The 12,991-nt window shown below is 65.7% G+C and carries 13 protein-coding genes; 9 read left to right on the forward strand and 4 right to left on the reverse strand.

Features of this window, described 5'->3' with window-relative positions; genetic code table 11:
* Positions 1–42: 42 nt before the first annotated feature.
* Entirely contained in the window at positions 43–516 is a 474-nt protein-coding gene (gene smpB / locus TGR7_RS04800; protein ID WP_012637534.1) for an SsrA-binding protein SmpB, read from the reverse strand.
* A gap of 89 nt (positions 517–605) precedes the next feature.
* On the opposite strand from smpB, the gene TGR7_RS04805 reads away from it, so the two are divergent.
* The 3 genes from TGR7_RS04805 to TGR7_RS04815 are packed head-to-tail and all read left to right on the forward strand — an operon-like array spanning position 606 to position 2,755.
* A complete protein-coding gene (locus tag TGR7_RS04805) occupies positions 606–1,964 on the forward strand; it encodes a sodium-dependent transporter (protein ID WP_012637535.1) in 1,359 nt (452 codons plus the stop codon).
* A gap of 13 nt (positions 1,965–1,977) precedes the next feature.
* Positions 1,978–2,415 (forward strand): type II toxin-antitoxin system RatA family toxin, encoded by a 438-nt coding sequence (locus tag TGR7_RS04810; RefSeq protein ID WP_012637536.1) that lies wholly within the window; start codon positions 1,978–1,980, stop codon positions 2,413–2,415.
* Positions 2,402–2,755 (forward strand): RnfH family protein, encoded by a 354-nt coding sequence (locus TGR7_RS04815; RefSeq protein ID WP_012637537.1) that lies wholly within the window; start codon positions 2,402–2,404, stop codon positions 2,753–2,755. The genes TGR7_RS04810 and TGR7_RS04815 overlap by 14 nt, the downstream gene beginning before the upstream one ends.
* A 57-nt stretch (positions 2,756–2,812) precedes the next feature.
* Here TGR7_RS04815 and TGR7_RS04820 read toward each other — a convergent pair whose 3' ends face one another.
* On the reverse strand, positions 2,813–3,145 hold the full coding sequence (locus TGR7_RS04820; protein ID WP_041440978.1) for an outer membrane protein assembly factor BamE: 333 nt from the start codon (positions 3,143–3,145) through the stop codon (positions 2,813–2,815).
* A gap of 101 nt (positions 3,146–3,246) precedes the next feature.
* Between TGR7_RS04820 and fur the strand changes: the two genes are divergently transcribed.
* Entirely contained in the window at positions 3,247–3,675 is a 429-nt protein-coding gene (gene fur, locus TGR7_RS04825) for a ferric iron uptake transcriptional regulator (RefSeq protein ID WP_012637539.1), read from the forward strand.
* Between the two features lie 71 nt (positions 3,676–3,746).
* Here fur and recN read toward each other — a convergent pair whose 3' ends face one another.
* Together recN and TGR7_RS04835 are read right to left on the reverse strand one after the other, a co-directional pair.
* Entirely contained in the window at positions 3,747–5,450 is a 1,704-nt protein-coding gene (gene recN, locus TGR7_RS04830; RefSeq protein ID WP_012637540.1) for a DNA repair protein RecN, read from the reverse strand.
* Positions 5,451–5,791: 341 nt separating this feature from the next.
* Complete coding sequence (locus tag TGR7_RS04835) at positions 5,792–6,676, reverse strand: NAD(+) kinase (protein WP_012637541.1); 885 nt, start codon at positions 6,674–6,676, stop codon at positions 5,792–5,794.
* A gap of 252 nt (positions 6,677–6,928) precedes the next feature.
* Here TGR7_RS04835 and hrcA point away from each other — a divergent pair, with 252 nt between their 5' ends.
* The 5 genes from hrcA (at position 6,929) to dapB (ending at position 12,921) form a co-directional block, all read left to right on the forward strand.
* On the forward strand, positions 6,929–7,981 hold the full coding sequence (gene hrcA, locus TGR7_RS04840) for a heat-inducible transcriptional repressor HrcA (protein ID WP_012637542.1): 1,053 nt from the start codon (positions 6,929–6,931) through the stop codon (positions 7,979–7,981).
* Between the two features lie 89 nt (positions 7,982–8,070).
* A complete protein-coding gene (grpE, locus tag TGR7_RS04845; RefSeq protein ID WP_012637543.1) occupies positions 8,071–8,634 on the forward strand; it encodes a nucleotide exchange factor GrpE in 564 nt (187 codons plus the stop codon).
* A gap of 103 nt (positions 8,635–8,737) precedes the next feature.
* A complete protein-coding gene (gene dnaK / locus TGR7_RS04850) occupies positions 8,738–10,663 on the forward strand; it encodes a molecular chaperone DnaK (protein WP_012637544.1) in 1,926 nt (641 codons plus the stop codon).
* Positions 10,664–10,830: 167 nt separating this feature from the next.
* A complete protein-coding gene (gene dnaJ / locus TGR7_RS04855) occupies positions 10,831–11,964 on the forward strand; it encodes a molecular chaperone DnaJ (protein ID WP_012637545.1) in 1,134 nt (377 codons plus the stop codon).
* Between the two features lie 153 nt (positions 11,965–12,117).
* Positions 12,118–12,921, forward strand: coding sequence for a 4-hydroxy-tetrahydrodipicolinate reductase (gene dapB / locus TGR7_RS04860; RefSeq protein WP_012637546.1), 804 nt, complete (start codon positions 12,118–12,120; stop codon positions 12,919–12,921).
* The last annotated feature ends 70 nt before the right edge of the window (positions 12,922–12,991 follow it).

The raw sequence follows: 12,991 nt of genomic DNA on the forward strand, positions 1-12,991 counted from the left end.
TTCGACAGGATGGCGGTATGAAAGAGGCCAGGGGCGGGGCTTTCAACCCTTCTTCAGCGCCCGTTCCTTCTCCCGCTGCCAGTCCCGGTCCTTGATGGTGGCGCGCTTGTCATGTTCCTTCTTGCCCTTGGCGAGGCCGATCTCCAGCTTAGCCCGGCCGCGCTTCCAGTAGAGCGCGAGCGGGGTCAGGGTGTAGCCCTTGCGCTCCACCTGGCCGATGAGCTTGTTGAGTTCTTCCTTGTGCAGCAGCAGCTTGCGGCTGCGCATGGGGTCGGGGTGGATGTGGGTGGAGGCGGTGGGCAGGGGGCTGATGTGGGCGCCGAACAGCCAGGCCTCGCCGTCCTTGATGAGCACGTAGCTCTCGTTGAGCTGCACGCGCCCGTCTCGCAGGCTCTTGACCTCCCAGCCCTCCAGGGCGAGGCCCGCCTCGAAGCGTTCCTCGATGAAGTATTCGTGGCGCGCCTTCTTGTTGAGCGCAATGGTGCTGGTGCCCGCTTGTTTGGCCTGTTTCGACATGGGGCGGGATTATACGCGAAGGCGGGCGCGGTTGAGCGCCGGGTTGGTATTGCTCACAATAGCTGCGCCGATCAGGGAGACGCATAACGATGAGAAAAGAATCCTCCATCCACGGGCAGTGGTCGTCGAAACTGGTGTTCATCCTGGCGGCTACGGGTTCGGCCGTGGGCCTTGGCAACATCTGGCGCTTCCCCTACATCGCCGGCGAGCATGGCGGCGGGGCCTTCGTGCTGGTCTACCTGCTGTGCATCCTGCTCATCGGCCTGCCCATCATGATGGCGGAGATCCTCATCGGCCGGCGCGGGCGGCAGAGTCCCATCAACACCATGACCGCCCTGGCCCGCGAGGAGGGCCTGTCCCGAGGCTGGGGGCTGATGGGCTGGATGGGGGTGGTCGCCGGGTTCCTGATACTTTCTTATTACAGTGTGATCGCCGGCTGGGCGCTCTCCTACGTGTTCCGGGCCGGCACCGGCAGTTTCACGGGGCTGGACGCGCAGGGTGTCCAGGCCATGTTCGAGGGCCTGGTGGCGGATCCGGAGCGCCTGCTGGCCTGGCACACCGTCTTCATGTGCATGACCCTGATCGTGGTGGCCCGGGGGGTGCGCTCGGGTCTCGAACAGGCGGTGAAGTTCCTCATGCCCCTGCTGCTGCTCATGCTGGTGCTGCTGGTGGGCTATGCCATGGCCGAGGGGCATTTCATGGAGGGCCTGCGCTTCATGTTCACCCCGGACTTCAGCAAGCTGACCGGCAACGCGGTGCTGGTGGCCATGGGCCAGGCCTTCTTCACCCTGAGCCTGGGTATGGGGGCTATCATGATCTACGGCTCCTACCTCAGTTCCCGGGCCTCCATCGCCAGGACCTCCGCCACGGTGGTGGGTGCCGACACCCTGGTGGCCATCCTGGCGGGCCTGGCCATCTTCCCCATCGTGTTCGCGGCGGGACTCGAGCCGAGCCAGGGGCCGGGGCTGATCTTCGTCAGCCTGCCGCTGGCCTTTGCCCAGATGCCCGGCGGGGTGCTGTTCGGCACGGTGTTCTTCGTGCTGCTGGTGGTGGCGGCCTGGACCTCGTCCATCTCGCTCATGGAGCCGGCGGTGACCTACCTGGTGGAGAACCGGGGCATGACCCGGGTGAGCGCGGCCACGCTGGTGGCGGTGCTGTCCTGGCTGCTGGGCGTCGGCACGGTGCTGTCCTTCAACCACTGGTCCGGCTACACCCTGTTCGACATGACCTTCTTCGGCGCGGTGGATTACCTCACCTCCAACATCCTGCTGCCCCTGGGCGGTCTGCTCATCGCCCTGTTCGTGGGCTGGCGCATGACCGAACGCTCCGTGGCCTCGGAGCTGGACGTGCAGCGGCCGGCGCTGTTCCGCACATGGTATTATCTGCTGCGTTTCGTCGCGCCCATCGGCATCCTGCTGGTGTTCCTGCGCGCCATCAACGTCATCTGATCTGCCCGTCACTATGCCTTCCATCAGCCGCAGCGCCCTGGTGCCCTACAGTCCCGCCCAGATGTACGACCTGGTGAACGACATCGAGTCCTACCCGCGCTTCCTGCCCGGCTGCCGCAGCGCCAGGGTGCATGCCCGGGACGAGGACACCATCAAGGCGAGCCTGGAACTGGCCAAGGGGGCGGTGAGCAAGTCCTTCACCACCTGCAACCGCCTGCAGAAGAACAAGATGATCGAGGTGCGCCTGGTGGAGGGGCCGTTCCGGCACCTGGAGGGCTTCTGGCGCTTCGACGCCCTGGAGAGTGGCGCCAGCCGCGTGTCCCTGGACCTGGAGTTCGAGTTCTCCAGCCGCCTGGTGGGCCTGGCCATCGGCCCGGTGTTCAACCAGATCGCCAATACCCTGGTGGATTCCTTCGTGCGCCGGGCCCGGGAAGTCTATGGCGTCCGCTGAAGCCGGTGCCCGCGAGGGCATGACCGTCGAGGTGGCCTACGCCCGGCCCGACACCCAGCTGATCCTGGAGGTCATCGTCCCCGAGGGGGCGACGGTGGAGGACGCCCTGCGCGCCTCGGGCATCGAAGCGCGTTTCCCGGAGATCGATCTGGAGTCGGCCAAGGTGGGTATCTTCGGCAAGCTCACCAAGCGCGACACGGTGCTCAAGCCCCGGGATCGGGTGGAGATCTACCGGCCGCTCATCGCCGACCCGAAGGAGGTGCGCAAGCAGCGCGCCGCGGCGGGCAAGCGCATGAAGAAGGGTGGTGGGGATATAGAGGAGACAGAGACAAGTGAATAGAGGCAAGAGACAAGAAAGATCAAAAGCTGTAACTCTCTTGTCACTTGCCTCTGCGTCTTACTTCAGTCCACTGTCCTCGATGCTGGAGACCCGGTAGGCCCCGTCGAACAGGATGGTCAGGCGGCGGCGCTGCGCCTGTCCGTCGCCGGGCTTGAGGTAGTAGACGTACTCCCAGCGCCGGTCCCCGTGGAAGGGGTCACGCAGCACCGGCTCGCCGAGCAGGAAGCGCACCTGTTCCGGGCTCATGCCCGTCTCCAGCTGGGCGATGCGTTCATCGTCCAGGTGATTGCCCTGTTGAATGTCGGGGCGGAACACGGAGAACAGCCCGGAGCCGCAACCCTGGAGCAGCAGGCTTGCAATGAGCACGAGTCCGGTGAGAATCTTTCCCATGTGAGATCGGTTATCCTTCATTGGGCCACCCGGGTTGTGTCCGGGGCGCCGGTGAGTGTGGCCGGATTGTACATCGATTCAGGGCCCGAACGGAGGACCCCTTGGAAAGCCAGGATCTGAAAAAGGCCGGATTGAAGGTGACCTTGCCCAGGATGAAGATCCTGGAATTGCTGGAAAATTCCGATGACCGGCATCTGAGTGCCGAGACCATCTATCGCCAGCTGCTGGAAGGCGGCGAGGAGATTGGCCTGGCCACCGTCTACCGGGTGCTGACCCAGTTTGAGCAGGCAGGCCTGGTGAATCGCCACCACTTCGAGGGCAACCAGGCGGTGTTCGAGCTGGAGCGGGGCCGGCATCACGACCACATCATCTGCGTGAACTGCGGCCGGGTGGACGAATTCATGGACAGCGTCATCGAGGAACGCCAGAAGGCCATCGCTGAGAAGTTCGGCTACACCATCAAGGATCACGCGCTCACCCTCTACGGGGAGTGCAACAAGCCGGATTGCCCGAATCGGGAGAAGGCGTAAAGACAATTCAATATTTAAGATTCAAGATTCAATGAAGACGCTGCGGCTGCACATTCAGCCGGCGTCGGGTGTCACCCCTTTGAACCTTGAATATTGAATCTTGAATTGTCTTTCGCCTTCTCAACCATCTCCCGCGCATGGGCCACGGTCTGCTCGGTGAGGTCCACGCCGCCCAGCATGCGAGCCACTTCCTGGATGCGGCTGTCGGCGTCCAGCACCTGGATGCGGGTGCGGGTGTCGGCCTTGCCCTTGTGCTTGCTCACCTGCAGGTGATGGTGGGCCTGGGCGGCCACCTGGGGCAGGTGAGTGACGCACAACACCTGGCGGTGCTCGCCCAGGCTGCGCAGCTGCCGGCCCACCACCTCCGCCACCGCCCCGCCGATGCCGGAATCCACTTCGTCGAAGATGAGCGTCGGGATGGGCAGGGCCTTGGCGGCAATCATCTGGATGGCCAGGCTGATGCGCGACAGTTCGCCGCCGGAGGCCACCCTGGTCAGCGCTTGCAGGGGCTGACCAGGGTTGGCGGTGACCAGGAACTCGATGCGGTCCAGGCCATGGGCGGCGGGGCGGGTCTCCGGGTCGCTGTCCACGGCCACCTGGAACTTGCCGCCCTCCATGCCCAGGCCCTGCATGGCCTCGCTCACCTGCTTGCCCAGTTTCTTCGCCGCCGCCTGCCGTGATCGGGACAGGGCCGCCGCCGCGTCCCGGTATTTCGTTTCGGCCGCCTCGGCCTTGCGGCTCAGGGCGTCCAGGTCCTCGTCGTCGCTTTCCAGCTGTGCCAGTTCCTCCAGGAGTTCGCGCGCCAGCCGGGGCAGGTCCTCGGGGGGCACCCGGTGCTTGCGCGCGAGGTCGTGGATGTCGGAGAGGCGCTGTTCCACGAAGCTCAGCCGCCCCGGGTCCAGTTCCACCCGGTCGGCGTAGTGGCGCAGGGCATCGGCCGCCTCGCGGATCTGGATCTGGGCGCTGGCGATGAGCTCCAGCGGCTCTTTCAGGGACGGGTCCAGGCGGGTGACTTCCTCCAGCAGGTGGTGCAGCTGGCCCAGCTGGGTGTCGACGCTCTGGTCGTCGGCGTACAGGCCCTGGTGCACTGATTCGGCCACTTCCAGCAGGCGCCCCGCATGGGCCAGGCGACGGTGCTCCTCGTCCAGTTGCGCGACCTCGTCGTCGCCCAGCTCCAGGGCCTTGAGCTCGCCGGTCTGAAAGCGCAGCAGGTCACGTCGGGCGCTGCGGGCCTCGTCGTCACCGGCGGCCCGGTCCAGGCGTTCCTGGATCTCCCGCCAGGCCTGGAAGTGGCTGCGGGCCTCGTCCAGCAGTTTCGGGTGGTCGGCGAACTCGTCCAGGATGCGGCGCTGCACCTCGCGGCGGGTGAGGGACTGGTGGGCGTGCTGGCCGTGAATGTCCACCAGCATCTCGCCCAGGGTCTTGAGGTTCTGCAGGGTGGTGGGGGTGCCGTTGATCCAGGCGCGGCTTTTGCCATCGGCGCCCACCACGCGCCGCAGCAGGCAGTCATGGCCGGTCTCCAGGGCCTGCTCCTGCAGCCAGATCAGGGCATCGGCGTCGTCGGAGAGGTCGAAGCCGACGCTGATCTCCGCCCGTTCCGCCCCGGCACGAACCGCGGTGCTGTCCGCCCGGTCCCCCAGCGCCAGCCCCAGGGCATCCACCAGGATCGACTTGCCGGCGCCGGTCTCCCCGGTCAGCGCGCTCATGCCCGAGCCGAGTTCCAGGCTCAGTTCGTCGATGATGGCGAAGTCGCGGATGTGGATGGAGGTGATCATGGTTAGGAAGTGCGAAGGGTGAATTGGGAAGTTGGAACGGAAGGGAGAGGTGTGAATTGGGAAGTTGGAAGTGAAACCACCCTCACCCCGGCCCTCAAATTCCGGGCATCCTGCCCTCCACCCTTCGGGCCAGCCTGTCGGCTGATCACAAATCTGTCTGGAACGGATTTGATCGTCCGATAGGACGACCCGGAGGGTGGAGGACAGGATGTCCGGAATAAATCCGCTCCTGGCGGATTTGTCCTGAGGGAGAGGGAGGCGAGCGGCCTGAGGGAGAGGGCGATCAGCGAGGCATGGTGGCTGCTACTTCCCACTTCCCAATTCACACTTCCCACTTCCATTTACGGCTGCTCCCCCCACCCCAGCTTCGCCCGCAGGATCTGCAGGTAGTCGTAGCCCACCGGGTGGATCAGGCGCAGGCAGGTCTTCTTGCGGCGCACGATGAGGCGGTCGCCGGGTTCGAGGAAGGTGCTGGCCTGGCCGTCGAAGGCGGCCTGGGCGTTGCTGCGGTTCTGTTCGCAGACGCGGATTTCCACCTCGCTGTCCCCGTGGACCACCAGGGGGCGGTTGGACAGCCCGTGGGGACAGATGGGCACCAGCACCAGGGCGTCCAGGCTCGGGGCCAGGATGGGGCCGCCACCGGACAGGGCGTAGGCGGTGGAACCGGTGGGGGTGGCCACCACGATGCCGTCGGCCCGCTGGGTGTTGACGTGGCGGCCGTCGATGCGGGTCTCGAACTCGATCATGCGTACCACGTCGCGGATGTGCAGCACCACGTCGTTGAGGGACAGTTGCTCTACGGCCTCGCCGTTCTGGCTCACCACCCGGGTGGCCAGCAGACTGCGGTAGTCCTCGTCGTATTCACCGGCCAGGATCTCGTCCAGGCGGCTCTGCATCTCGTGGGGGGAGACGTCCACCAGGAAACCCAGGCGTCCCACGTTGATGCCCAGGAGCGGCACCTGGTGATCCACCATGGCCCGCCCGGCGGCCAGGAAGGTGCCGTCGCCGCCGATGACGATGGCCAGATCTGCCGCCTGCCCCATGGCGTCCAGGTCTGCGGTCTCGCAGCCCAGGTCATCCTCCAGCCACTGGCATGCGCTTTCGTGCAGCAGCACGCGGCAGCCGTGACCCAGGAGGTGTCCCACCAGGGTCTTCAATATGTGTACCAGGCGCTCGTCACTGGTCTTGGTGATGATGCCGATGGTCTGGAAATGGGGCTTGGACATGGTTGGGCATTATCGGCAAAAGACGGGGCTGATGTATATGAGGGCGCAGAGGCAAGAGGCAAGTTGCAAGAGGCAAGTAATGATCTCAGGTCATGCCCCTGCACACACGGTAATCTCAAAATCCTTGTCTCTAGTAACTTGCCTCTTGTCTCTGCGCCTTACTTGACTCCTGACCCCGCGCCTATACTATGGGATTTGGCACTCATGACTTGAGAGTGCCAAATTCCGGACTCCCTGCACACCCGAGCTGCCATGACCGATACGCCGCCCATCACCGACCTCAGCGACCGCGCCCAGCGGCTGCTGCGCACCCTGGTGGAGAGCTACATCCGGGAAGGCCAGCCCGTGGGTTCGCGCACCCTGTCGCGCACCGCCGGCCTGGACCTGAGTGCGGCCTCCATCCGCAACGTGATGGCGGACCTGGAGGAGATGAGGCTGGTCAGCTCCCCGCACACCTCCGCCGGGCGCATCCCCACCGCCGCCGGTTATCGCCTGTTCGTGGACAGCCTGCTGGAGGTCAAGCCCCTGGACAGCCGCGAGGTGCAGACCCTGCGCGAGCGGCTGAGCCCGGAGCTGGAGACCAAGGCCCTGGTGGAGTCCGCCTCGGGGCTGCTGTCGGCGGTTACCCAGATGGCGGGCATGGTGCGGGTGCCGCGCCGCGAGCACGCCTCCCTGCGCCAGATCGAGTTCATGAAGCTCTCCGAGCGCCGGGTGCTGGTGATCCTGGTGATGAACAAGAACGAGGTGCAGAACCGCATCCTGGAGCTGGACCGGGACTACTCGGCCGGCGAGCTGCAGCAGATGGCCAACTACCTCAATGACCGGGTGGTGGGCCGGGACCTGGCCACGGTGCGTCAGCAGCTCCTGCGGGAGATGAAGGCGGTGCGCGAGCACATGAATTCCCTGATGCTGGCCGCCATCGAGCTGGGCGAGCAGGCGGTGGCCGCCGACCAGGGCGCCGACGACGTGGTGCTGGCCGGACAGTTCCACCTGCTGGATTACGCCGAGCTGACCAGCGTCGAGAAGCTGCGCCAGCTGTTCGAGGCCTTCAACGAGAAGCGCGAGATCCTGGGTCTGCTGGACCAGTGCATCCATGCCCAGGGGGTGCAGATCTTCATCGGTCAGGAGTCCGGGCACCGGATCCTGGACGACTGCAGCGTGGTGACCGCCCCCTACGAGGTGGGCGGCCACGTGGTGGGGGTGCTGGGGGTCATCGGCCCCACCCGCATGCCCTATGACCGGGTGATCCCCATCGTGGATATCACCGCCCGCCTGCTGGGCGCGGCCTTGAATTCCCGGCTCTGAATCCCACATTGAAACCAGTTGCTCTCGGGACACGCTCGCCCGTGGCCCGGAATTGCCTTTAGATTCAAGACCCTGAAGGGAGATGACCCATGTCCAACGAGGAACAGCAGCAGCCCAATCCCGCCGCGCAGGCGCCCGAGGGCGCGGTCACCGAAGGCGCGGCCCCGGAGTTCAATCCCGCCGTCCTGCTCAAGCAGCTGGAGGAGGCCCAGGCCCAGGCCCAGGAGCACTTCGACAAGGCGCTGCGCACCCAGGCGGAGATGGAGAACCTGCGCAAGCGCACCGCCCGGGACGTGGAGAACGCCCGCAAGTTCGCCCTGGAGAAGTTCGCCGGCGAACTGCTGGCGGTACGCGACAGCCTGGAGATGGGCCTGGACGCCGCCCGGGGTGAGACCGACGTGGAGAAGATCCGCGAGGGCACCGAGCTGACCCTCAAGATGCTGGCCCAGGTGATGGAGAAGTTCGGCGTCGAGGCCGTGGATCCTCAGGGCCAGCGCTTCGATCCCGACAGGCATCAGGCCATGTCCATGCAGCCCAACGCGGAACTGGAACCCAACACCGTGATGGCGGTGCTGCAGAAGGGCTACCTGCTCAACGACCGCCTGCTGCGCCCGGCCATGGTGGTGGTCAGCAAGGCGCCCGAAGGGGAATAGGCTGTTTTGCCGTCGGAAACCCTTGAAATCCCCCGGATTGCCCCAAATCTAGCGGGTAACCGGAACATTCCACACAGAATTCAGACATTTTTGGAGACACACCATGGGTAAGATCATCGGTATCGACCTGGGCACCACCAACTCCTGCGTGGCGGTGATGGAGGGCGACAAGGCCAAGGTCATCGAGAACGCCGAAGGCGCCCGCACCACCCCCTCCATCGTCGCCTTCACCGAGGACGGCGAGGTGCTGGTGGGCCAGGCCGCCAAGCGTCAGGCGGTCACCAACCCCAAGAACACCCTGTTCGCCGTCAAGCGCCTGATCGGTCGCCGCTTCGAGGAGCCGGAGGTCCAGAAGGACATCAAGCTGGTGCCCTACGAGATCTTCAAGGCCGACAACGGCGACGCCTGGGTGCGCGTGCGCGACAAGAAGATGGCCCCGCCTGAGATCTCCGCCCGGGTGCTGCAGAAGATGAAGAAGACCGCCGAGGACTATCTCGGCGAGCCGGTCACCGAGGCGGTGATCACGGTGCCCGCCTACTTCAACGACTCCCAGCGCCAGGCCACCAAGGACGCCGGCAAGATCGCCGGTCTCGAGGTCAAGCGCATCATCAACGAGCCCACCGCGGCGGCGCTGGCCTACGGCCTGGACAAGAAGCGCGGCGACAGCAAGGTGGCCGTGTACGACCTGGGCGGCGGCACCTTCGACGTGTCCATCATCGAGATCGCCGAGGTGGACGGCGAGCACCAGTTCGAGGTGCTGGCCACCAACGGTGACACCTTCCTGGGCGGTGAAGACTTCGACATGCGTCTCATCGACTACCTGGTCGAGGAGTTCAAGAAGGAGCAGGGTATCGACCTCAAGGGCGACCCGCTCGCCATGCAGCGCCTGAAAGAGTCCGCCGAGAAGGCCAAGATCGAGCTGTCCTCCAGCCAGCAGACCGACGTGAACCTGCCCTACATCACGGCGGACGCCAGCGGTCCGAAGCACATGAACATCAAGGTGACCCGCGCCAAGCTGGAGTCCCTGGTGGAAGAGCTGATCAAGCGCACCATCGAGCCCTGCAAGGTGGCGCTCAAGGATGCCGGCCTGTCCGTGTCCGACATCGACGACGTGATCCTGGTGGGTGGCCAGACCCGCATGCCCAAGGTCCAGGACGCGGTGAAGAACTTCTTCGGCAAGGAGCCGCGCAAGGACGTGAACCCGGACGAGGCCGTGGCCGTGGGCGCCGCGATCCAGGCCGGTGTGCTGGGTGGCGAGGTCAAGGACGTGCTGCTGCTGGACGTCACCCCCCTGTCCCTGGGTATCGAGACCCTGGGCGGCGTGATGACCAAGCTGATCGAGAAGAACACCACCATCCCCACCAAGGCGACCCAGGTCTTCTCCACCGCCGACGACAACCAGACCGCGGTGACCGTGCACGTGCTCCAGGGTGAGCGCGAGATGGCCAGCGCCAACAAGTCCCTGGGCCGCTTCGACCTGACCGACATCCCGCCCGCCCCCCGCGGCGTGCCCCAGGTCGAGGTGATGTTCGACATCGACGCCAACGGCATCCTGAACGTGTCCGCCAAGGACAAGGCCACCGGCAAGCAGCAGTCCATCGTCATCAAGGCCTCCTCCGGCCTGTCCGACGAGGAAGTGGAGCGCATGGTGCGCGACGCCGAGGCCCACGCCGACGAGGACAAGCGCTTCCACGAGCTGGTGGCCGCCCGCAACCAGGCGGACAACCTGGTGCATGCCACCGAGAAGTCCCTGAAGGAACTGGGCGATCAGGTGGAGGCCGGCGAGAAGCAGGCCATCGAGTCCGCGCTCTCCGAACTGCGTGAGGCCATGAAGGGCGACAACAAGGACGAGATCGAGACCAGGACCCAGAAGCTGGCCGAGGCCTCCGGCAAGCTGGCCGAGCGGGTCTACGCCAAGCAGTCCGCCGAGGGCGGCGCCGGTGAGGGCGCCGGGGCCGAGCAGGCCTCCGCCCAGCAGGACGACGTGGTGGACGCCGAGTTCGAGGAAGTGGACGACAAGAAGAAGTAAGCGCGGCGCTATCCCTGAGCGCCGGCGGATCACGCAGAGGACGCAAAGACGCGGAGGTCGCAGAGAGTTTCCCATCAGAAATTTTCTCTGCGCCCTCTGCGTCTTCTTTGCGCCCTCTGCGTTCCGGCTTTTGACTTTCCAGACATCAATACGGACCGAACGACTTCATGGCAAAGCGTGACTACTACGAGATCCTCGGCGTGGCGAAGAACGCCAGCGAGGCGGAACTGAAAAAGGCGTTCCGGCGCCTGGCCATGAAGCACCACCCGGACCGCAATCCCGGCGACAAGGAGTCCGAGGAGAAATTCAAGGAGGCCAAGGAGGCCTACGAGATCCTCACCGACCCCCAGAAGCGGGCCGCCTATGACCAGTTCGGCCATGCCGGCGTGGATCCCTCCGCGGGCGGCGGCGCCCGGGGCGGGGCGAGCTTCAGCGACATCTTCGAGGACATCTTCGGCGACATCTTCGGCGGCGGCCGGGGTGGCGGCAGCCGGGTCTACCGGGGCTCCGACCTGCAGTACAACCTGGAGCTGACCCTGGAAGAGGCGGTGTTCGGTACCGAGGTGAAGATCCGCGTGCCGAGCCTGGTGGAGTGCGGCGAGTGCCACGGCAGCGGCGCCGAGAAGGGCACCACGCCCGAGACCTGCGGCACCTGCGGCGGTGTCGGCCAGGTGCGCATGCAGCAGGGTTTCTTCTCCGTGCAGCAGACCTGCCCCCGCTGCCACGGCACCGGCAAGATGATCACCCACCCCTGCAAGGCCTGTCATGGCCAGGGTCGCGTCGAGGAACACAAGACCCTGTCCGTGAAGGTGCCGGCCGGCGTGGACAGCGGCGACCGCATCCGGCTCTCCGGCGAGGGCGAGGCGGGCATCAACGGCGGCCCGCCCGGGGATCTCTATGTGCAGATCCACGTCAAGGCCCACAAGCTGTTCACCCGCAAGGGCAACGACCTCATGTGCGAGGTGCCCATCAGCTTCGCCACCGCGGCGCTGGGCGGGGAGCTTGAGATCCCTACCCTGGATGGCCGGGTCAACCTCAAGATCCCCGAGGAGACCCAGAGCGGCCGCCTGTTCCGCCTGCGTGCCAAGGGCGTGAAATCGGTGCACGGCGGTGCCCAGGGCGACCTGATCTGCCGGGTCAGCGTGGAGACCCCGGTCAACCTCACCAAGCGTCAGAAGGAACTGCTCAAGGAACTGGACGAGACCATGAAGGCCGGCGGCACCCGCCACAGTCCCCAGGAGGAGGGCTGGCTGGACGGGGTGAAGGGCTTCTTCGAGGATCTGAAGTTCTGGAATAAGTAAGCGCGCCGGTGGCGCGCAGAGGCAAGTGGCAAGAGACAAGAGGCAAGTGAAAGCGGTTTGTCTTGTCTCTTGCCTCTTGTATCTTGTCTCTAGTCCACGGGGCTTTCGAAGCCGTGCCATTCAAATTCAAAACCACACCCAGAAGAATAAACCATGACCAACATCTGCATCGTCGGCGCCGGTGGGCGCATGGGGCGCACCCTGATCGAGGCCATCCAGCAGGCCGAGGGCCTTGATCTCACCGTGGCCACCGAGCGGGCCGGCAGTTCCCTGATCGGCGCCGATGCGGGCGAGCTGGCGGGCGTGGGCCGCCTGGGGGTGGCCATCAGCGAGGATCCGGCCGCCCAGGTGGCGGCCTTTGACGTGCTCATCGACTTCACCCGCCCGGAAGGCACGCTCGCGCATCTGGAGATCTGCCGCAAGGCGGGCCGGGCCATGGTGATCGGCACCACCGGCTTCACCGAGGCGCAGAAGCAGACGATCCGCGAGGCGGCGAAAGAGATCCCCGTGGTATTCGCCCCCAATATGAGCGTGGGCGTGAACCTGTGCCTCAAGCTCCTGGACCTGGCCGCCCGGGTGCTGGGCGACGAGGTGGACATCGAGGTGATCGAGGCCCACCACCGCCACAAGGTGGATGCACCCTCCGGCACCGCGCTTCGCATGGGTGAGGTGGTGGCCGAGGCCCTGGGGCGGGATCTGGCCCAGTGCGCCGTCTACGGCCGTGAAGGCCACACCGGCGAGCGGGAGCGCAAGACCATCGGTTTCGAGACCATCCGCGCCGGCGACATCGTTGGCGAACACACGGTCATGTTCGCTGGCATTGGCGAGCGGGTGGAGATCACCCACAAGGCCTCCAGTCGCATGACCTTCGCCAAGGGCGCGGTGCGCGCCGCCGCCTGGCTGAAGGGCCGGTCCGCCGGCCTCTACGACATGCAGGACGTGCTCGACCTGCGCTGATTTTCCCGCCTTGCAAGGGGTGCGTCCGGGCCGCGCCTTCGGCCCCCGGCCGGCCCCGGGTCAGGCGCCC

Origin of the sequence: Thioalkalivibrio sulfidiphilus HL-EbGr7, from assembly GCF_000021985.1 — a bacterium.
Classification (GTDB): domain Bacteria; phylum Pseudomonadota; class Gammaproteobacteria; order Ectothiorhodospirales; family Ectothiorhodospiraceae; genus Thioalkalivibrio_A; species Thioalkalivibrio_A sulfidiphilus.